The sequence below is a fragment of the Rhodospirillaceae bacterium genome (assembly GCA_016712715.1).
In the GTDB taxonomy this organism is placed as follows: Bacteria; Pseudomonadota; Alphaproteobacteria; order Dongiales; family Dongiaceae; genus Dongia.
The window spans coordinates 315,262-334,762 of sequence record JADJQM010000001.1; the positions used below are offsets into that span (position 1 = coordinate 315,262).

The window sequence follows — 19,501 nt, forward strand, 5'->3', positions numbered from 1 at the left end:
AAGGTTTTAGCCGGTGGGCTACCACCGCGGGCATACTTTTCATTGCGCGGGTCGGCGCGTATACTCCGGCCAAATTCACGCCAGCGAAATTCAACACCAACGAGGATTTCTCATCATGACCCAAGCCGCTGTCAAAGCGCAGAAATTCACCCTGCCGATCAAGGACCAGGGCCTGTTCCGGCAGCAATGCTACATCAACGGCCAGTGGGTCGATGCGGATTCCGGCAAGACCATCGAGGTCACCAACCCGGCCACCAATGAAGTGATCGGCACGATCCCGAACATGGGTGCGGCCGAAACCAAGCGTGCGATCGAAGCGGCCAATGCCGCCTGGGGTGCCTGGCGCAAGAAGACGGCGAAGGAACGCGCCAACCTGCTGCGCAACTGGTTCAACTTGATGATGGCGGCGCAGGAGGATCTGGCGATCATTCTCACCGCCGAGCAGGGCAAACCGCTGGCCGAGGCCAAGGGCGAGATCGCCTATGGCGCATCCTATATCGAATGGTTCGCCGAGGAAGCGAAACGCATTTACGGCGACATCATTCCGCCGCATCAGGGTGACAAGCGCATCGTCGTCACCAAAGAGCCGGTCGGCGTTGTCGCGGCGATCACGCCGTGGAACTTCCCCAATGCCATGGGCACGCGCAAGGCGGCCCCGGCGATGGCGGCAGGTTGCCCGGTCGTGATGAAGCCTGCGTCGCAGACGCCGTTCTCGACGCTGGCGATTGCCGTGCTGGCGGAGCGGGCTGGGATTCCGGCGGGCGTCCTTAACGTGGTGACTGGTTCGGCGTCCGCCATCGGCGGTGAGATGACCAGCAATCCGATCGTGCGCAAGCTGACCTTCACCGGCTCGACCGAGATCGGCAAGATCCTGATCGAGCAGTGCGCCGACACGGTCAAGAAGACCTCGATGGAACTGGGCGGCAATGCGCCCTTCATCGTGTTCGACGATGCCGATCTCGATGCGGCGGTCGAAGGGGCCATGATGTCGAAGTTCCGCAACACCGGCCAGACCTGTGTCTGCGCCAACCGCATCTATGTGCAGGATGCGGTCTATGACGCCTTTGCCGAAAAACTGAAGGCGGCGGTCGCCAAGATGAAGGTCGGCGACGGCTTGAAGGGCGAGACCCAGCAGGGCCCGCTCATCGACATGAAGGCGGTTGCCAAGGTCGAAGAACATATCGCCGATGCGGTCGGCAAGGGTGCCAAGATCGCTGCCGGCGGCAAGCGTCATGCGCTGGGCGGCAGCTTCTTCGAACCCACCATCCTCACCGGTGTCACCCCTCAGATGGCGGTGGCGAAAGAAGAAACCTTCGGGCCCCTGGCACCGCTCTTCCGCTTCAAGACGGAAGAAGAGGTGATCAAGATGGCGAACGACACCGAGTTCGGCCTTGCCTCCTACTTCTACGCCCGCGACATGGGCCGCGTCTGGCGTGTGGCCGAGGCGGTTGAATACGGCATCGTCGGCATCAACACCGGCATCATCTCGAGCGAAGTGGCGCCGTTCGGCGGCGTAAAGGAATCCGGCAACGGCCGCGAAGGGTCGAAATACGGCATCGAGGATTACCTCGAGATCAAATACATGTGCATGGGCGGCATCTAAGCGCCGCGGCATAGACCAAACAGAAACCCCGCTCCAGATTGATGGAGCGGGGTTTTGCTCTGTCCGACGATCTGCGCCCGGCTCAAGCGCTGGGCGTCTCTTCCAGGCGGGCCATGGCCTCATCTTTGCCGAGGATCTCCATCACCTCGAAGATCGGGGGTGACTGGGTCGAGCCGGTGAGGGCCGCACGCAAGGGCTGAGCGACAGCACCGAGCTTCACGCCGGTGCTCTCGGCCGCCGCGGGCCATCTCCTCGAGTGTTGCCGCCTGCCAGTCATTGGCGGCCGAGTAGGCCTCGATGATCTTGGGCATCAGCGCGACTGTCTCTGGCGCCACCAGGATCGCCTTGGCTTTGTCGGCGAAGGGCAATGGGCGCGCCTGAACATAGAAGCCCGCATTCTCAGCTAGGTCCTTCAAATTCTTGGCGCGACTCTTGAGGCCGGGCATGGCGCGGGTGAGGAGCGCCAAGGCAGCGGCATCACTCACCTTGCCGAGCTTTTCCGCGACACCCTTGGCGAGTTCCGCATCGTCGGCCTGGCGCATGTAATGGCCGTTGAGATTGTCGAGCTTGGCGAAGTCGAAGCGCGAGGGCGAGCGGCCGATGCCGCCGAGGTCGAACCACTCGATCGCCTGCTGGGTCGAGATGATCTCGTCATCGCCATGACCCCAGCCGAGGCGCAGCAGGTAGTTGCGCAGGGCGGCTGGCAAATAGCCCATGTCGCGATAGGCCTCGACGCCGAGGGCGCCGTGGCGTTTCGAGAGCTTGGCGCCGTCCGGCCCGTGGATGAGCGGGATATGGCTAAAATGCGGCGCGTCCCAACCCATCGAATCATAAATCATGCGCTGGCGAAACGTGTTGGTGAGGTGGTCGTCGCCGCGAATGACATGGGTGATGTTCATGTCATGATCGTCAACCACGACCGACAACATATAGGTGGGCGTGCCGTCCGAGCGCAGCAGGATCATGTCATCGAGCTGTTCGTTGGCAACGCGCACTTCGCCCTGCACGCCGTCGACCACGACGGTCTCGCCGGCAAGGGGGGCCTTGATGCGGATGACGGGCTTGACGCCGGCTGGTGCGTCCTTGGGATCGCGATCGCGCCAGCGGCCATCATATTTCGTCGGCTTGCCAGCGGCTTGCGCGGCCTTGCGCATCTCGTCGAGCTCTTCGACCGAGCAATAGCAGCGATAGGCCTTGCCGGAATCGAGTAGCTGCTGGGCTACCTCGGCATGACGCGGCGCGCGGGCGAACTGGTAGACGATCTCGCCATCCCAATTGAGGCCGAGCCATTTCAACCCGTCGATAATTGCCTCGATCGCGGCGTCGGTGGAACGCACTCGGTCGGTATCCTCGATGCGCAGATGGAAGATGCCGCCATGGTGCCGGGCATAAAGCCAGTTGAAGAGGGCGGTGCGCGCGCCACCGATATGTAGAAATCCGGTGGGCGAGGGGGCAAAACGGGTGACGATGGTCATGATCTGGAATCCGAAAGATACGTTGATTTCGGTGGGTTCTAGCACGAAACGGGCGCCACCGGACAATGCTTCGACGGTGCGTCGCAAGGCTGGCTCTTTCCACGACTAATACGACATGGTACATAATGAGTACAACCTAGATAGCGCCCGCATGACCACGTCCGATCTCCTGCAGAACATCGAAGAGTTCGTCGCCGCGCAGCGCCCCAACTGGCCGGGCTGGGCGGCCGGTGGCACTTGGTGGCGGGATCGGGATCTATTTCAGCCTTGCTGCCGAGCCACCGCTATGGCTCCGGACCCATGGCGATGGTTGGTTTACTGACGGCGGTCTTTGGCTTGCGCCGCTTTCCGCTGCTGGTGGTGGTTTTCGCAGGCATGTTGGCAGCGGCGACAGGTTTCTCCGTCGCTGCCTGGCGGACTGATTGGGTGGAAGCACCGCAACTGACCCGGAACATCAGATTTGCCGAGGTCACGGGGCGCATCGTCGAGATCGGCTCTATCCGGGAAGCCTGCGGGTGGTGCTCGACCAATTGGAGATCAGCAGTGAAAAGGCCGGGCCGCTTGCCGCAGCGGACCTGCCGGCGCGCGTTCGCATCAAGCTTGCCAAAGTGAGCGAGCCGCTGCTGATCGGCGACTGGATCAAGCTAAAGGCCGATTTACAGCCGCCGGCGCCACCGGCGGCGCCGGGCGCCTTCGACTTTCGCCGGCAGGCCTATTTCGAGCGGTTGGGCGGGGTTGGCTTCTCGCTGCAGCCGCCGGTCAAGATCGACGGACGCGCAGTCGGTTTCGCGCCGGTTGATGGGGTGCTGGCCTGGTTTGATTCCCTGCGCCTGTCGATCGGGCGGCGCATCCAGGTGGAACTGCCGGGGGCAACGGGCGGCATGGCCATGGCGCTCATCGTCGGCAACCAGACGGCCTTGCGCGCCGATGATGTGCAGGCGATGCGGGATTCGGGGTTGGCGCATCTGACCTCGATTTCGGGGCTGCATATCGGGCTTGCCGCCGGCATCTTCTTCTTCGGCCTGCGCGCGTTGTTGGCTCTCGTGCCACCGGTAGCACTGCGCTACGACATCAAGAAATGGGCGGCGGTGCTGGCGCTGGCGGGGGCTGCCTTTTATGCGGGTTTGGCCGGCCTGCCGGTGCCGACGCAACGCGTGCTGGTGATGACCGGTGTCTTCTTCTGCGCGATCCTGCTCGATCGATCGCCGATCTCGATGCGGGTCATCGCCTTTGCCGCGATCCTCGTCCTGTTGATCGCACCTGACGCGCTGGTCGGCGCCAGTTTCCAGATGTCCTTTGCCGCGGTGCTTGGACTTATCCGCGTGTTCGATGGTGGACGCGTGAAGTTTGCCAATCTGCGCCGGATCGGGCGTGATGCGCCCGATGTCACGGGCCGCATCATCGGCGGGGTCGAGCGGGCAGGTGTGTGGCTCGGCACCTTGATGCTCACCAGCCTCATCGCCAGCTTGATGACGGCGCCCTATGCCGCCTATCACTTCGACCGGCTGACGCTCTATGGCATCGCGGCCAACATGCTGGCGGTGCCGATCACCGGATTCTGGGTCATGCCGCTTGCGGTGCTGGCACTCGTCGCAATGCCGTTCGGGCTGGAGCATTGGCCGCTGCAGGCGATGGGGTGGGGCTGCGACCTCATCATCTGGATCGCGCATTGGGTGGCGGATTGGCCGGGCGCCGTCCTGCTCATTCCAGCCTTGCCGATCACCGGCCTGCTGCTGATGAGCTTCGGCCTCATCTGGCTGTGCCTCATCATCGGTCGCTGGAAGTGGGTGGGACTGGTGATTTTCGGGCTGGGCTGCCTCACCCCCCTGACCGTGCGGCCGCCGGACATGCTCGCCTATGCAGATGGCGGCAGCAAGCGTCTGGTGGCAGTGATGGATGCGGACGGGCAATACCGGTTCAGTTCGACCCGCGCCGCCAAGATCCAGGCGGAAACCTGGCTGCGACGCAATGCGCAGGAGAAACGGCTGCCTTTTCCGCAGGTCGCCGTGATCCTGCCGTCCCTCGACAGCCATCAGCGCCGCATCGATTCCATGCGTCTTGCTGTGCCGGCCATCCAACCGCAAACGGAACTGGGTGACAGTTGCACGGCGGATTGGTGCCGGTTCGATACGCGCATGGGCTATGTCGGGGTCGCCTTGACTGAAGCCGGTGCGGTTCCGGCCTGCCAGGCGTCGAAACTGGTCATCAGCCTCGAGCCGATCGAGGCGGGTTGCCGGTCAGCGGATTGGGTGATCGACTTCTTCGATCTGTGGCGGGATGGAACGCATGCCATCTGGATTGAGGGTGACGGCAGTTTCACCGTGCAGCGCGCGGCCGATGTGGGCGACAGGCCCTGGGCGCTGCGGCGCTTTCCAAAACCGGCGCAGCCTGTTGAGGCCGCGCCGGCGGAAGACAATTCTAGTACTGACGCATCAGGCCGATCAGACGACCCTGAATCTTGACCCGGTCCGGGCCGAAGATACGAGTCTTGTGACTGGGATTGGCGGGTTCGAGCGCGATGGAATCGCCCTTGCGGCGCAGGCGCTTCAAGGTGACTTCGCTGTTGTCGACCAGTGCCACGACGATGGTGCCGTTCTCGGCATTCTCGCAGCGTTCAATGAGGACGGTGTCGCCCTCATGGATGCCGGCATCGATCATCGAATCGCCCTCGACCGAGAGGGCGTAATGTTCGCCACGGCCAAGCATGCCGGCCGGCACATCGACCGAGTTGCTGTGATCGCGCAGCGCCTCGATCGGGGTACCGGCGGCGATCTTGCCATAGAGTGGCAATTGCACGGTCTGTGCGGCCTGCGCCACGACGGCGCCTGGCAAAGTGGGTGTGAAGTCGCCATGAATGACGCTGGGCGTGAAGCCGCGACGCGCGGGTTCGCGGTCGACCGCGGCAGGCGTCGCCGGAGCAGCGCTCACTTTGCTGCCGACCTGGTCCTCGGCGAGGCGCATGACTTCAAGTGCCCGCGCACGATGCGGCAGGCGCCGGATGAAGCCGCGTTCCTCAAGGCCGGTGATCAGGCGATGCACGCCGGATTTCGACTTCAGGCCAAGCGCATCCTTCATCTCGTCGAAGGAGGGCGACACACCGGTCTCACCGAGCCGGTCCTGGATGAACTGCAGCAATTCGCGCTGTTTTCTCGTCAGCATACCCGCACTACCCCCTCAAAAGAATGCTACCGGACCCACACCCCGCACCCGAGTCGCGGCCGGCCAGGAACCAATCGATTGTCCCGATACACCCGGCGATCCTGGCTTCAGACCGACATATAGGGCGGAACAAACGATCAACAGCTACATATGTTCTAGTTTAGTTCATGATAATGTCAAGAGGTTACCCACAGGCGTCCGTGTCGCACCTCTCGAGGCCGTCGTTACAGAATTGATGTGGAGAGCGACTATAAGTAGAACAACGCGACCTAACAGTATGAAGGCGTAGGTTCCATCAAACCGATCAGATGCTGAAACATCCGCCATCGAGCGGCAGAATCCCCGTCAGGTCACCGACCTCCGCTGCCGGTGCATGAGGCGGGCGGATGATGAGGGCGTCGGCGCGGGCGATGAGGGACAGCATGGCGCTGTCCTGCTTGGGGAAGGGCGAGGCGATCAAGCTGCCATCCGTACCTCGGGTCAGCGTGGCGCGGAGATAATCCTGGCGTTGATCGTTGGCTTTCAGTGCCACGCCAAGCCTGGCGACGGAAGGGCTGGCGGTTTCTGTTGCGCGCCCCAGCAGGCGATCGATTGCCGGGCGTAGGAAGAGGGTCGCGGTGACCAGCGCCGAAACGGGATTGCCGGGCAAACCCAGCACCGGCAGCGCACCGAGTTCGCCGAACATGACCGGCTTGCCCGGCCGCATGGCGATCTTCCAGAAATCGAGCTTACGCCCTTTGTCCTTCAGGCCCGCTGGATGAGATCGAGTTCTCCCACGAAGCCGCCGGTGGTGACGAGAATGTCGGCACCGCGGGCGCCGTCGAGGGCTCGATTGAGATCCGCCATCGTATCCCGGGCGATACCGAGATTGATGGGCTCACCGCCGCAGGCCATGACCATGGCGGCCAAGCCGATCCCGTTGGACGCAACGATCTGTGCCGGTCCCAAAGGCTCGCCTGGATGCTGCAATTCGTCGCCGGTCGAGAGGATGGCGATGCGCGGCCTGCGGGTGACGGTGAGCGATGGCCAGTTCATTGCCGCCGCGAGCGCAATGTCGCGCGCGCTCAGCAGGCGACCGGCGGCAATGCCGATCTCGCCGAGGCGGAAGTCGTTGCCTTCGGCCCGTACATGCTGGCCCAAGGTCGTCGAGCCTTCGCGCACAACAACGACCTCGCCATCGCGGTCGCAGTTTTCCTGGATGACGATGGTATCGGCGCCTTGCGGCAGAATGGCGCCGGTGAAAATGCGCATCGCCTGGCCGGCCATGAGCGTCAAGGTCGGCGTCGTGCCGGCGGCAACCGTGCCGGTGACGGTCAGGCGTGCGGGAAGCTTCGCCAAGTCGGCGGCGTGGACAGCAGCCATCCATGGCAGAGACGGCGGACGGCGGTTGGCTGAGGCGCGTCGCGACCGGGACTGCCAGCACGCGACCCAAGGCGCGATCGATGCCGACTACTTCGCCGGCGAGGGGCGCAAAGACATCAGGGATGCGCTGCGTGGACTCGGCGACCGAGAGCATCAGGCGGCCTCGTAGGTGCCGGACTTGCCGCCGCTCTTGTGGACCAGGCGGATATCGCCGATGCGCATGCTTTTGTCGGCGGCCTTCACCATGTCATAGACGGTGAGGGCGGCCACAGAGACGGCAGTCAGCGCCTCCATCTCGACCCCGGTCTTGCCCACCAGTTTGCAGGTGGCGGTGATGTCGACGGCGTTGCGTGCGGCATCCAGCACCAGTTCGACCTTGACCGAGGTGAGCGCCAGGGGATGGCAGAGCGGAATGAGATCGGGTGTGCGCTTGGCTCCCATGATGCCTGCCAGTTGCGCGACGGTGAGCACGTCGCCCTTCTTGACGCCACGGTCGCGGATGAGCGCCAGGGTCGCCGGGGCCATATAGACCGAGCCCTTGGCGGTGGCCATGCGTTCGCTCGCATCCTTGTCGGAGACGTCGACCATGCGGGCGTTGCCGGCTTCGTCGAAATGGGTGAGGTTGGTCATGTCAGGCGGCCGAGGTGAGCGGCGCGCGGGCGCCGAGGAGGGCACGGGTCGCGGCCGTGACATCGGCCTGGCGCATCAGGCTCTCGCCGACCAGGAAGATCGAGGCTCCGACGCGGTTCATGCGTTCGAGGTCGGCGGTGGCGTAGAGCCCGCTTTCGGCGACCAGCAGCCGGTCCTTTGGCGCCATGGCGGCCAGTTGTTCCGGTGGTGGCGAGGTCAATCGCCAGGGTCTTGCGGGGTTGCGGTTGTTGACGCCGAGGAGGCGTGACTTCAGCTTGAGGGCGCGCGTCATCTCGCCGGCATCGTGCACCTCGACCAGCACGTCCATGCCGAGGTCGAAGGCGAGGGTCTCGAGCTGGTCTGCCTCGGCATCATCGAGGCAGGCCATGATCAGCAGGATGCAATCGGCGCCCAATGCCCGCGATTCATAGATCTGATAGGGCATCAGCATGAAATCCTTGCGCAGCGCTGGCAGGTCGACCGCCTCCCTTGCCGCGCGCAGATAGGTATCATGCCCCTGGAAATAGGGTTCATCCGTCAGCACGGAAAGGCAGGTTGCGCCGCCATCCTTGTAGGCCTTGGCCAAACTCGCCGGATCAAAATCGGCACGGATCAGACCCTTGGAGGGGGATGCCTTCTTGATTTCGGCGATGAGGCCGAAATGCCCGGCATCGATGGTGCGCTCAAGGTGCTTCAGAAAGCCGCGCGGCGCATCGCTTTGGAGGCTTGCCTCGGCACGGGCACGCATCTCCGCCAAGGGAACATCCTTTTCCCGCGTGGCTATGTGGCGGCGCTTGTCGTCGCAGATACGGGTCAGCACATCGCTCATGACGTGGCGATCCCCTCGACGGTCGCATTCGTGACTCGGATGAGGGCATCGAGCTTTTCGCGGGCATGGCCGAAATCGAGTGCCTCAGCCGCAAGGTCCATGCCCTGCGCCATGTCCTGCGCCTTGCCAGCCACCACCAGGGCCGCCGCCGCATTCATGCGCACGATGTCGCGATAGGGGCCCACGGCACCGTCGAAGAGAGCGCGCAAAGCCTCGGCATTTTGGCCCGGATCGCCGCCCTTGAGTTCACTTGCGGTGGCGCGCGGCAGATCGAATTGCTCGGGCGAGATCTCGAACTGGCGCAGGTTTCCATCCCGCAACTCGACAACGTGGGTCGGGCCTGTCGTGGTGATTTCATCGAGGCCGTCGCTGCCATGCACGAGCCAGGCGAACTCGGTGCCCAGCGAGCGCAGGGCCTCCGCCATCGGCACTAGCCATTGACGCGAGAACACGCCGATCAACTGGCGTTTCACGCCGGCCGGATTGGACATCGGCCCCATCAGGTTGAAGATGGTGCGGGTGCCGAGTTCGACACGACTGGGGCCTACATGGCGCATGGCGCTATGATGCTTCTGCGCCCAGAGGAAACTGGTACCGACCTCAAAGAGCGCCTTTTCAAGGACCGCCATGTCAGCATCGATGTTGACGCCGAGTGCCGCCAGAATGTCGGCAGCCCCACTCTTCGACGAGGCCGCCTTGTTGCAGGCTGGCGACGGTGACATTGCAGGCGGCGCAGACGAAGGCGACCGCCGTCGAGATGTTGAGCGTGCCGGCGCCATCGCCGCCGGTGCCACAGACGTCGATCGAGCCCTGGGGCGCCTGGATGCGGGTCATCTTCTCGCGCATCACGCTGACGGCGCCGGTAATTTCATCCACCGTCTCGCCGCGCACGCGGAGCGCCATGAGAAAGCCACCGATCTGCGTCGGCGTCGCTTCGCCGGTCATGATGATGTTGAACGCCGTCTCGGCTTCCGTGCGCGACAATGACTTGCCTTGGGCGACGATGCCGATGAGCCCCTTGAGATCAGTTATGGAGGTCACTGGACGACCTTTGCGCCATTCGGCGTGTTCAGCTTGTTCATGCCAGCCGAAGTAAGGAAGTTGCCGAGCAGCTTGTGGCCATGTTCCGAGGCAATGCTCTCCGGATGAAACTGCACCCCAGCAATGGGCAGCGATTTATGGGCGAGCCCCATGATGGTGCCGTCTTCGGTCTCTGCCGTGATCTCAAGCTCGGCCGGGAGCGACTCCCGGTCGACGATCAGTGAATGATAGCGCGTGGCGGCGAAATGGTTCGGCAGGTCGAGGAACACGCTCTTGTTGTGATGGGTCACGTCGGACAGCTTGCCGTGCATCGGCTTGTTGGCGCGGACAACCTTGCCGCCGAAGGCCTGCCCGATCGCCTGGTGTCCCAGGCAGACGCCGAGGATCGGAATCTTGCCCGCAGCAGTCTTGATGAGGTCGAGGCAGATGCCGGCGCGGTCGGGGTCGCATGGACCCGGGGAGAGGATGATTCCCTGCGGTGCCTTGGCCATGACCTCGTCCACCGAGATCTGGTCATTGCGATAGACTTCAATCTCCGCCCCCAACTCACCCAGATAATGGTACAGGTTGTAGGTGAAGCTGTCGTAATTATCGATTAGTATGAACATCTTAGTTATCCACGCCCGCGATTGTCGGGCGAGTTTAGCAGGGGTGTCGCAGGAACGGAAGATTCGGGCCGACGAAGGTAATTGGGCGGGAGTAGATGGGCTGGCTGGGATGGACCTCTGATAACGGTGACCGACATGCTGCGCTTGCCGCTGCTGCTGGCGCCGCTTGTCCTCCTTGGAATGACCGGCAATTGGTGGGGTGCGTCGCCTCTGATACCGGTACCGCCATATGTGGGCGCCGCTGGCCTTGCGCCGTGGTGCCTGGGGCTCGGCCTGCCGCCTCTATCTCCGCGCGCTCGGCAAGCTCGTTGGTCTGCGCATCGACACCGATACCTTGCGGGTGGCTGGGGCGAGTGCTGCCTGGCGCTCGCGTTCTGGCGCTTCCGCTACCTGCCACCAGGAGCGAACAGCCAGGCCATGTTGACGGTCTGGCGGGACGCGGCCTTCGGCGCCAGCATTGTCGCAGTTGCCTTGCTGGGCGAAATCGCCTTGCGCGGCGCCCGGCGCTCAGCCCTGATACCACTGAAGCCGCGCCCCAGGGGTCGGATTGTCATAGCGCCCGGAACCTTCATCCCCTGCGATGGAATTGTGTGCGATGGCTCAAGCGAGGTGCAGGACCCGGTTGGCAGCGACGATGTCTTTCCGATTGTCGTCAAGGCCGGCGCGCGCATTCATGCCGGTGCCGCAATGGTGACGGCGCGCTGACCGTGGAGGTCATCGAGGAGGCGGCTGCGCATCCTGCGCAACGAAGGCAGCAGCCAATTCTGGACAATCTTGCGGCGTTGGTGAATTGGATCGCCCGCGCCATGTTGCTCATTGCTCTTGGCAGCGTCGTTTGGCACTTGTGGCGAAGTGGTGCTGGCGACGATATCGTCGTGCAAATTCTGCACACAGTCGCCCTGGCGACACCATTGGCGCTGGGTCTGGTGATGGCCGCACCGGCGTCGGAAGTGCTGGGAGCTGCGCGGCGCCTTGGCATTGAAATCCGCGATCTCGCCATTCTTGACCGCTTGCGACGCGTCGGGGCTGTCGTCATCGGGCATCGCGGGGTGCTGGTGCCGGACCGGTTGCGGGTCATCTCGGCCCAGTGCGTCGATGGCGTCGCGGGAACCGATCTTATTCGACGTGCCGCGGCCGTTGCCCAGGCGGGGCACGATCCTTGGGGCATGGCCGTGCTCGACTTTGCCGTGGGCTACCGCATGCGCCTGAAACCGGCGACCTCCTACCATAGCAGCCTGGGGCAGGGCTGCAGTGCCTGGGTCGAGCGTCAGGAGATTCTCATCGGCACCAGGCGCTTTGTGGAAGGTCGCGGTGCAAGTTGCGCGCCCCTCGACCAGGCGGCCAATCTTGCGACCAGCCAAGGGCGCCGGTTGCGCTGGGTCGCAGAGATGACGCCGGTACCGCGAGTCATCGGCTTCATTTCGTTCGGCGCGCCATCGGTCAGTGGCGCTGTCGAGACCGTTAGAAACCTGAACAACCTCGGCTTCTGCACGGCGTGGATAGCGCGGCCAGATGATGCCGGCCATGTGGCGCTGGGCAAGCATCTCAAGATCGGAAAGCTGCTCTCGGAGCAACCGGAGGAAATCGCCAAGAGCCTTGAGGAACTGCGCAGGCAGCATGGCCCCCTGCTCCTGGTGACGGCGGATGAGCTTCCTGCAGGATTGACCGAAAGTGATACTGTCCTGCCATTCGGCCGTCGAATCATGGAGCAGGTGCCGATGAGCGCTCTGGCCACGACGCGGCATGACCCGCGCATCATCGTCGATCTGCTGCAGCTGGCCGGGCGCCATCGCCAACTGGTTCTGACAAACCTGCTCATCGCCTTTGCGGCGGCGGCGATCTTTGCATTTTTGCCGCAGTATCTGGGGTCGCGCAGTGACCTTGGCAGCTATGAGGTCGCAATCGTCCTGTTGCTTGCTATGTCCTCGCTCGGCTTGCGTGCCATGCCGATGACCGCTAATGAGGTCGACGAGGAGTAGTGATGGCTAAACGAAAGAAACCTGCCAAGCCCAAAGCCCCACGCGCACCAAGACGAGCACGATCGGCTTTGCGTGGCGGCGGTAGCTTGCGCGTGCTCAGATCGATCGCCGCGCTCCTGCCGTCAGGCGTGACGCTCTTTGCGATCGGCATCGCCCTGGGTTTTGGCATTGGCGTGGTGCTGATGCAATTGGCGCCTCCCTTGCTGAGCAGGTTCCAGGATCAGGCGCCTGTTGTGGCGAAGAAGGAGGAAAGTCCATCACCGGCGAAGCTCGCCGAGCAAGGCCCGGCGATCGTTGAACCCAAGCCCGCAGCGCCGCCACCGCAATTGCAGGCGGCCAGCGACGCCGAACCGGCGATTGCGGAGGAGGGCGCGCACCAATCGGCCCAGATTGTGACGCCGCCACCGGCCGAGCAAATTCCAGATGCGTCGCAGGAGGCGGCCCTGCCCTCAGCGCCAGAAGGCCAGCATGACCTGCCCCTGTGGCTGCAGAATTCCGTGGCGGCACGAAATCCGGGCGACCTGCCGATGATTGCCGTAATCCTCGACGATGTCGGCGTGGCGCCGCAACATGCCGAGATGGCGCTCGACCTGCCGGCACCGATAGTGCTCTCGATCATGACCTATGCGGAGAATGCTGCCGGGCTGGCGCGCAAGGCGCAGGCCAAGGGGCATGAGATCATGGTCCATATGCCGATGCAGCCGATGGATGAAGCGATCAACCCCGGGCCCAATGCCTTGCTGGTCGGGATGGACCCGGCGGAAATCAGGCGGCGGGTGGATTGGGGGCTTGGCAGGCTCACTGGGTATGTAGGTTTCAACAATCATATGGGCAGCCGCTTTACGCAGGACACGGAGGGGATGCGCGTCGTCCTCGCCGAGGCGAAGACCGTGGGCTGCTGTTCCTGGACCGAAGACGATTGCCGGCAGCGCCGGCGACAGGCTGGCGGCGGAAATGGGTGTCGTCCATATCGCGCGGGATGTTTTTCTGGACGACCAGATCAGCGAGGCTGGCGTCGCCCGGCAACTGGCCGAGGCCGAAGCGATCGCGCGCAAGCAGGGCTACGCAGTGGCGATCGGCCACCCCCATCCAGCCACCATCGCCGTCCTCAAGCGCTGGTTGCTGGGTGCCAGGGAACGTGGCTTTGCCATAGTTCCCTTGACCACCATCATCAAGAAGCGCGAGGGTGTTGCAGGATAAAGAGGAGTGCCAGATGCGATTTGACAACCACTACTATCCGGGCGTGATCGCCGATATCCTTGGTGCGCATGCGCGCTATTACGCTCAAACTTGGTCCTTCGGCGCAAAATTTGGGAGCCAAGGTCGCGGCAGATTTGGCAGGTTTCATCCTGAACATGAATCCGGATCAGGATCTGCTGTTCGTGGCCAAGCGTCCTGACGAGAGATTTCTCGGTTCGATCGTCATAGACGGCGCCGATTACGCGGGCAGGGGGGCGCATCTGCGCTGGTTCATCGTGTCACCCGAGGCCCAGCGCACGGGCCTTGGCAAGCAGCTGCTCGATCGGGCGCTCGGCTTTTGCCGCGAGCGCGGCTATCACCGCATCTACCTCTATACTTTTGCCGGCCTGGATTCCGCGCGCCGGCTTTATGAACAGGCTGGCTTCAAGCTGAAGGAAGAGCAGGATGCTGAAACCTGGGGACCGAAAATGCGCGAGCAGTGCTTTGAGATGGAACTGCTGCCGCACGATCCCTTCGAGAACTCCGAGGGCGGCTGACCAATTACGCGCGGGCTAGCCTCGATCAAAAAGCGCACCAATCCTGGCTGGCAAGAGCCAGTGTATCGCGCCGGTGGCGTCTACCTGTTCCGGCTGCCGCTTTGTGCGAACAGAACTGCCTCTTGGGCGGCGCGGACCAATGCCCGCGCCTTGTGATGGCACTCCTGGAACTCGCTTTCGGCCACGGAATCATTGACGATGCCCGCACCGGCCTGGACGTACATGGTGCCGTCCTTGATGACCGTCGTCCGCAAGGCAATGCAGGTATCCATCGACCCGTCGGCCGCGAAGTAACCGATGGCGCCGCCATAGACACCGCGGCGTTCCGGCTCCAATTCCTCGATGATCTCCATCGCGCGGACCTTGGGCGCGCCAGACACGGTGCCGGCCGGGAAGCCAGCCATCAACGCGTCCATGGCGTCGCATTTCGCGTCGATCTTACCCTCCACGTTGGAGACGATGTGCATGACGTGGCTGTAATTCTCGATCTGGAACTTCTCGGTCACCTTGACCGAGCCGATGGCGGCGACGCGGCCGACATCATTGCGGCCAAGATCAAGCAGCATGAGATGCTCGGACAGTTCCTTCTCGTCCGCCAGCAAGCTGGCGGCATTGGACTTGTCTTCTTCCGGCGTCTTACCGCGCGGCCTGGTGCCAGCGATGGGTCGGATGGTGACCTTGTCGTCGCGCAATCGCACGAGGATCTCCGGGCTGGAGCCAATGATTGTGAAGCCCCCGAAATCGAGGAAGAACAAAAAGGGTGAAGGGTTGAGGCGCCGCAGCGAGCGATAGAGGGCGAAGGGCGGCAGCTTGAAAGGCAGCGAGAAGCGCTGCGACAGGACCACCTGGAAGATGTCGCCGGCCAGGATGTATTCCTTGGCCTTGTCGACCATGTCGCCGAAATAGTCGCGAGTAATGTTCGAGCGCGGTTCCGGCAGATCGGCGAGATCGATAGCGCCTGCCTGTTGCGGCAAGGCGCGATCGAGATCGGCGACGATATCATTCAACCGTTCCAGCGCCTGGTTGTAGGCGGCGCGGGCGTTGAGGCCGTCTTTGTTCCAGACTGGCGTCACAATGGTGAGCGAGTCTTCGACATTGTCGAAGATGGCGATGAGTGTCGGTCGCAGGAAGATGCTGTCGTGAAGGCCAAGATTGTCCGGCTTGAGTGCAGGGAGCTTCTCGACCTGGCGAACCATGTCATACCCGAGATAACCGAACAGGCCAGATGCCATCGGCGGCAGGCCGGCCGGGACGTCGATGCGGCTCTCCTTGACTAAGGCGCGCAGGGACTGCAGGGATGGAGAGGGTTCCGGGTGAACTTCTCCGGCTCGAAGCGGGCATTGCGATTGATCTCGGCCGCGTTCCCGCGACAACGCCAGATCACGTCCGGCTTCAGGCCAATGATCGAGTAGCGGCCACGTACGGCACCACCTTCGACGGATTCCAGCAGGAAGGAGTTGGTTCGGCCATCGGCAAGTTTGAGCATGACCGAAATGGTCGTCTCGAGATCGGCGATCAGTCGCGTCCAGACGAGCTGCGGTCGCCCGGCCTCATGACCGGTCGCAAATCGTTCAAATTCCGGTTCCACTTTCATGATCGATATCTCGCCCTCATCGATACCGCGACAATGCTGAGCCTATTGGTCTGGCTGCTCGATCAGCTTTCGCCACTGCTCGTCATCGCGCTCGACGGGAATCTCGGTCTTCAGGGCGTCGAAGAACTGCTGCTGAACATCGCCCGCCAATGACTGTGCAACGCGTTCCGACAGCTGCTTGATATCGTCGACGTGAGTCTCCGGATCTGCGGGCGTGATGTCCGTCAGGCGCGCCACGATCGGTCCATCCGGTCCATTGCCGATGGTGAATTCGCCCACCTTCAACTTGAACAGGGCCTGGGCCAGTCCCGGATTGACGCCGTTCTCGCTGTCACCTTCACTGCGGAAGAAAGGCTTGCTCACGGTCAGCGCAAGGCCTTGCGCCGCCGCTTCGGCGGCAAGGTCACCGGCGGTCTTCATCTTCTCGACAATTGTTGCCGCCTTGGCCTGGGCCAGCTCGGTCTGCCTGGCAGCGAGCCAGTCCTGAGCCACCTGGTCCTTCACTTGATCAAGTGGCTTCACGGCTGGGGGGGTTATCGAGGTCACCTGGACGATGGCATAGGAGCCGTCGTTCAGCCCGGTGATATCGCCAGGTTCCCCGGGTTCCGTACTGAAGATGAGGCCGACAGCATCGGCCGCAATGCCGAGATCGGTGCCGGACAGATCCTTGCCCGTCGCATCGATCGCATCGAGCTTTTGCAGTCGCAATTGCAGCTTGGCGGCAGCATCCTCAAGCGATGCACCGCCGGCCAGTTCGTCCTGGAGCTGTTCGCGTACTGATTCCATGGCGTCGGCCGCGCGACCCAGCGCCAGAGTATTGCGGATTTCACCCTTCACTTCATCGAGGGTCCTGGTCGAACCGGGAATGACACTTTGAACATGGACCACGTGCAGGCCGAAGGGACTCTTGAGAGCATTGGAGACACCGTCAGCGGGCAGAGCAAAGACCTGGTCCGCGATGTCGGCCGGCAGCTTTTCCTTCGTCACCTGGCCAAGTGCCACGGGCTCCCCGCCGGTTGCTTCCTTGACGGCCTCGGCGAACAGCTTGCCGCCCTTGGTCCCGGCGATGATGGCATCTGCAACGGCCTGATCCTGACAACGACTTGCTCGACATCGCGAATTTCAGGCGTCGAGAACTCGGCCTGGCGGGCGTCATAATCCTGCTGAATCTCCTCGTCGGACACGGACACATCCTGAACGAAGTCGGAGGGCGTCATCTGCAGCAAGAGCGCGGCGCGGTATTCCGGCGCCTGGTAGTTGCTGGCGTGCTCCTCGTGCCATGTCTTGAGGGTTGCGTCGTCCGGGGTGCCGGCATCGGTGATGCTGGCCGTCGGGATGACCAATAGTTCCGCGCTGCGTTGCTCCTGGGTAAAGTGGTACACGGCACGCACGAGCGGTTCGGGCGCCTGAACGGCGCCCATCAGGGCGACGAGGATTTGGTTGGCGCGTAACTGGCCGCGGATCGTCTCGACATATTGCGCTTCGCTCTGGCCCAGCTGACGCAGGACGTACTCAAAGCGCGCGCGATCGAACTGGCCGGTCTGGTTGGCGAAATCGGGGTCGCTCTCGATCATCTGGACCGCTGCCTGTTGCGGCACGTCGATCCCCAGCTTTTCACCATAGGCCTGGAGCAGGCCCTTGCTTTCAGCCTGGTCGACCAGGCGCTGCGCGCCGCCAAAATCCGCAAACATCTGCGGCGTCACCTGGACGCCCTGGATCTGGGAGAGGCGTTGCAGCGACAGCTTCAGTTCGCGGTCGAAATCGACCGCCGTGTATTCGAAGTTCTTGCCGATCTTGAGGATCGGCCGGGCGGTCCGGGCGCCCGAGAACATATCTGCGCCAATGCCCCACCCGGCAAACGCCGCGATCAATAAAGCGAACAGCGCTTTGACGACCCAAGAGCGCGAATGTTTGCGAATAGAACTGAGCATGGACCCCGACTGACCTGTTTCTGCGCCGGAAAAATGTATCCGGCCTTGATGATAGGCCCCATTTCGGGGCGGCGCGCATCATAGGGACCCCCCAGGGGTGGGGCAAGGCCCGGAATCCGCCACATTGGCGGGGTCCGCGCCAGCATGATATACGGCCACATCCTCGAATAAAGAAGGCAAGCGACCTCATGACCACACCGGGTATTCGACCGCTCGTGGCGGGCAACTGGAAAATGAACGGCAGCCTTGCCATGGCCACGGCCCTGGTCGGGGATATCGCCGCCCGTCATCGCGCCGCCGGGCTGAAGGTGGATCTGCTGCTTTGTCCGCCTTCCTCCTATCTGGTGACCGTGAACGGCCTGCTGGGCGGAACGGGAATGGCCCTCGGCGGGCAGGACTGCCATACCGCCACGTCCGGAGCCCATACCGGCGACGTCTCGGCTGCGATGCTGGGCGACCTCGGCTGCCGCTTTGTCCTGCTGGGGCATTCGGAGCGCCGGGCCGATCACGGCGAGAGTTCCGCCCTGGTCGCTGCAAAAGCCAAGGCAGCCCTTGCGGCTGGCCTCACCGCTGTCATCTGCGTGGGTGAGACAGAAGCGCAGCGCGACGCGGGGCAGGAGAAGAAAGTCGTTGAAAATCAAATCATTGAATCGCTTCCGGCAGGCGCCGGGGCGGAGAATATCGTGATCGCCTATGAACCGGTCTGGGCGATCGGCACCGGCAAGACCCCGACGGCCGGGGATGTCGAAGCCATGCATCAGCATATCCGTGGTTTGCTGGTTGCCCGAGTCCCTGGCGGGGCAGGGATGCGCATCCTATATGGTGGTTCCGTGAAGCCCTCGAACGCCGCCGAGCTGATGGCGGTGCCGGAGGTAAATGGCGCCTTGGTCGGTGGTGCCAGCCTGAAAGCTGAGGATTTCTGGGCCATTGCCGAGGGGGCAGCCAAAAGCGCAACCTAGCCATGGCAGCGGGGTGGTGAATTTGGCGCTGGCCATTCCGATCGAAAACCGCTAGAACCCGCGCCGAATTACGACATTTCAAGAACTTGCGAGCATGTCCATGCTGGGAGCCCTGTTCCCGATCGTCCTGGCGATTCACGTCATCATTACGGTCTTCCTTATCGGCATCATCCTGACTCAGAAGAATGAGGGCGGGATGGGTGGCCTTGGCGGTGGTGCCTCCGGCGGCATGGCGGGCTTTTTGTCCGGTCGCGCCCAGGCGAACCTGCTGACGAAGGCCACGCGTTGGCTTGCCGTGGGCTTCTTCTGCACCAGCCTGTTCCTCGCCTTCTCGGACAGCCATCGGGGTGCCAGCCAGCCGATCGTCGGCAGTACGCCGGCGGCCGCGACATCGCCGGCCGCACCCGCGGGCGATGCGCCTGCTGGTGCTGTGCCGGCAGGTGATTCGGGCAATGTCGAGGCGACGACCCCCGTCCAGCCCGCGGCGCCGGTCGAACCGGCCGCGCCGTCCGGCCAATAAACCATGCCAATTCAGGGTCTTGCACCGGCAGCGATAGATCGCTTGCCGGAAGGCCCCGACTCGTTCCATAAGGAC

15 protein-coding genes and 4 pseudogenes are annotated in these 19,501 nt (G+C 63.1%); 8 read left to right on the forward strand and 11 right to left on the reverse strand.

Translation table 11 applies throughout. The annotated features are described in order from the left end of the window. Positions 1–115: 115 nt before the first annotated feature. Positions 116–1,603 carry an NADP-dependent succinate-semialdehyde dehydrogenase gene (gene gabD, locus IPK59_01610; GenBank protein MBK8157537.1) on the forward strand — a complete coding sequence of 496 codons (1,488 nt, stop codon included), beginning with the start codon at positions 116–118 and terminating at the stop codon, positions 1,601–1,603. Between the two features lie 82 nt (positions 1,604–1,685). Here the strand turns inward: gabD and IPK59_01615 are convergent. Further along, positions 1,686–3,078, reverse strand: a pseudogene (locus IPK59_01615) (glutamate--tRNA ligase). A 518-nt stretch (positions 3,079–3,596) separates the two neighbouring features. On the opposite strand from IPK59_01615, the gene IPK59_01620 reads away from it, so the two are divergent. Further along, positions 3,597–5,540 (forward strand): ComEC/Rec2 family competence protein, encoded by a 1,944-nt coding sequence (locus IPK59_01620; protein ID MBK8157538.1) that lies wholly within the window; start codon positions 3,597–3,599, stop codon positions 5,538–5,540. On the opposite strand, the gene lexA is transcribed toward IPK59_01620, so the two are convergent. The 6 genes and pseudogenes from lexA to IPK59_01650 form a co-directional block, all read right to left on the reverse strand. After that, on the reverse strand, positions 5,497–6,237 hold the full coding sequence (gene lexA / locus IPK59_01625; protein ID MBK8157539.1) for a transcriptional repressor LexA: 741 nt from the start codon (positions 6,235–6,237) through the stop codon (positions 5,497–5,499). The genes IPK59_01620 and lexA overlap by 44 nt on opposite strands. Before the next feature lie 304 nt (positions 6,238–6,541). Beyond that, positions 6,542–7,753, reverse strand: a pseudogene (locus tag IPK59_01630) (molybdopterin molybdotransferase MoeA). Next, positions 7,753–8,229: a cyclic pyranopterin monophosphate synthase MoaC gene (moaC, locus tag IPK59_01635; GenBank protein MBK8157540.1), complete on the reverse strand. Its 477-nt coding sequence runs from the start codon at positions 8,227–8,229 to the stop codon at positions 7,753–7,755. The pseudogene IPK59_01630 and the gene moaC overlap by 1 nt, the downstream one beginning before the upstream one ends. 1 nt (position 8,230) lies before the next feature. Beyond that, positions 8,231–9,058 carry an indole-3-glycerol phosphate synthase TrpC gene (trpC, locus tag IPK59_01640; GenBank protein MBK8157541.1) on the reverse strand — a complete coding sequence of 276 codons (828 nt, stop codon included), beginning with the start codon at positions 9,056–9,058 and terminating at the stop codon, positions 8,231–8,233. Beyond that, positions 9,055–10,090 (reverse strand): annotated as a pseudogene (gene trpD / locus IPK59_01645) (anthranilate phosphoribosyltransferase). The gene trpC and the pseudogene trpD overlap by 4 nt, the downstream one beginning before the upstream one ends. Positions 10,091–10,095: 5 nt before the next feature. Further along, positions 10,096–10,707 carry an aminodeoxychorismate/anthranilate synthase component II gene (locus tag IPK59_01650; GenBank protein MBK8157542.1) on the reverse strand — a complete coding sequence of 204 codons (612 nt, stop codon included), beginning with the start codon at positions 10,705–10,707 and terminating at the stop codon, positions 10,096–10,098. A 135-nt stretch (positions 10,708–10,842) separates the two neighbouring features. On the opposite strand from IPK59_01650, the gene IPK59_01655 reads away from it, so the two are divergent. Both IPK59_01655 and IPK59_01660 read left to right on the forward strand, forming a co-directional pair. After that, complete coding sequence (locus tag IPK59_01655) at positions 10,843–11,412, forward strand: hypothetical protein (GenBank protein MBK8157543.1); 570 nt, start codon at positions 10,843–10,845, stop codon at positions 11,410–11,412. A gap of 101 nt (positions 11,413–11,513) precedes the next feature. Then, positions 11,514–12,686 carry a cation-translocating P-type ATPase gene (locus IPK59_01660; GenBank protein MBK8157544.1) on the forward strand — a complete coding sequence of 391 codons (1,173 nt, stop codon included), beginning with the start codon at positions 11,514–11,516 and terminating at the stop codon, positions 12,684–12,686. Between the two features lie 449 nt (positions 12,687–13,135). Here IPK59_01660 and IPK59_01665 read toward each other — a convergent pair whose 3' ends face one another. Further along, positions 13,136–13,375: a hypothetical protein gene (locus tag IPK59_01665; protein MBK8157545.1), complete on the reverse strand. Its 240-nt coding sequence runs from the start codon at positions 13,373–13,375 to the stop codon at positions 13,136–13,138. Between the two features lie 265 nt (positions 13,376–13,640). Here IPK59_01665 and IPK59_01670 point away from each other — a divergent pair, with 265 nt between their 5' ends. Next, positions 13,641–13,886: a divergent polysaccharide deacetylase family protein gene (locus tag IPK59_01670; protein ID MBK8157546.1), complete on the forward strand. Its 246-nt coding sequence runs from the start codon at positions 13,641–13,643 to the stop codon at positions 13,884–13,886. Between the two features lie 59 nt (positions 13,887–13,945). After that, a complete protein-coding gene (locus IPK59_01675) occupies positions 13,946–14,422 on the forward strand; it encodes a GNAT family N-acetyltransferase (GenBank protein MBK8157547.1) in 477 nt (158 codons plus the stop codon). An 80-nt stretch (positions 14,423–14,502) separates the two neighbouring features. Here the strand turns inward: IPK59_01675 and IPK59_01680 are convergent. The 3 genes and pseudogenes from IPK59_01680 to IPK59_01690 all read right to left on the reverse strand — a co-directional run bounded on the left by IPK59_01680 (position 14,503) and on the right by IPK59_01690 (position 17,947). Continuing rightward, positions 14,503–16,016 (reverse strand): annotated as a pseudogene (locus IPK59_01680) (anthranilate synthase component I). A gap of 42 nt (positions 16,017–16,058) precedes the next feature. Beyond that, positions 16,059–17,018: a peptidyl-prolyl cis-trans isomerase gene (locus tag IPK59_01685; GenBank protein MBK8157548.1), complete on the reverse strand. Its 960-nt coding sequence runs from the start codon at positions 17,016–17,018 to the stop codon at positions 16,059–16,061. Then, positions 17,000–17,947, reverse strand: coding sequence for a peptidylprolyl isomerase (locus IPK59_01690; GenBank protein ID MBK8157549.1), 948 nt, complete (start codon positions 17,945–17,947; stop codon positions 17,000–17,002). Before IPK59_01690 ends, IPK59_01685 begins: the two co-directional genes overlap by 19 nt. Positions 17,948–18,135: 188 nt before the next feature. Here IPK59_01690 and IPK59_01695 point away from each other — a divergent pair, with 188 nt between their 5' ends. Further along, entirely contained in the window at positions 18,136–18,906 is a 771-nt protein-coding gene (locus tag IPK59_01695; GenBank protein ID MBK8157550.1) for a triose-phosphate isomerase, read from the forward strand. Positions 18,907–19,018: 112 nt separating this feature from the next. Next, complete coding sequence (secG, locus tag IPK59_01700; GenBank protein MBK8157551.1) at positions 19,019–19,426, forward strand: preprotein translocase subunit SecG; 408 nt, start codon at positions 19,019–19,021, stop codon at positions 19,424–19,426. The last annotated feature ends 75 nt before the right edge of the window (positions 19,427–19,501 follow it).

Bases quoted from the DNA above. Each gene is read 5' to 3' on its own strand.
- gabD (MBK8157537.1), top strand. From the start codon at position 116: ATGACCCAAGCCGCTGTCAAAGCGCAGAAATTCACCCTGCCGATCAAG.
- IPK59_01695 (MBK8157550.1), top strand. From the start codon at position 18,136: ATGACCACACCGGGTATTCGACCGCTCGTGGCGGGCAACTGGAAAATG.
- IPK59_01690 (MBK8157549.1), bottom strand. From the start codon at position 17,947: ATGCTCAGTTCTATTCGCAAACATTCGCGCTCTTGGGTCGTCAAAGCG.
- IPK59_01665 (MBK8157545.1), bottom strand. From the start codon at position 13,375: ATGGACCATGATCTCATGCCCCTTGGCCTGCGCCTTGCGCGCCAGCCC.
- IPK59_01670 (MBK8157546.1), top strand. From the start codon at position 13,641: ATGGGTGTCGTCCATATCGCGCGGGATGTTTTTCTGGACGACCAGATC.
- IPK59_01650 (MBK8157542.1), bottom strand. From the start codon at position 10,707: ATGTTCATACTAATCGATAATTACGACAGCTTCACCTACAACCTGTAC.
- trpC (MBK8157541.1), bottom strand. From the start codon at position 9,058: ATGAGCGATGTGCTGACCCGTATCTGCGACGACAAGCGCCGCCACATA.
- moaC (MBK8157540.1), bottom strand. From the start codon at position 8,229: ATGACCAACCTCACCCATTTCGACGAAGCCGGCAACGCCCGCATGGTC.
- IPK59_01660 (MBK8157544.1), top strand. From the start codon at position 11,514: ATGTTGCTCATTGCTCTTGGCAGCGTCGTTTGGCACTTGTGGCGAAGT.
- lexA (MBK8157539.1), bottom strand. From the start codon at position 6,237: ATGCTGACGAGAAAACAGCGCGAATTGCTGCAGTTCATCCAGGACCGG.
- IPK59_01655 (MBK8157543.1), top strand. From the start codon at position 10,843: ATGCTGCGCTTGCCGCTGCTGCTGGCGCCGCTTGTCCTCCTTGGAATG.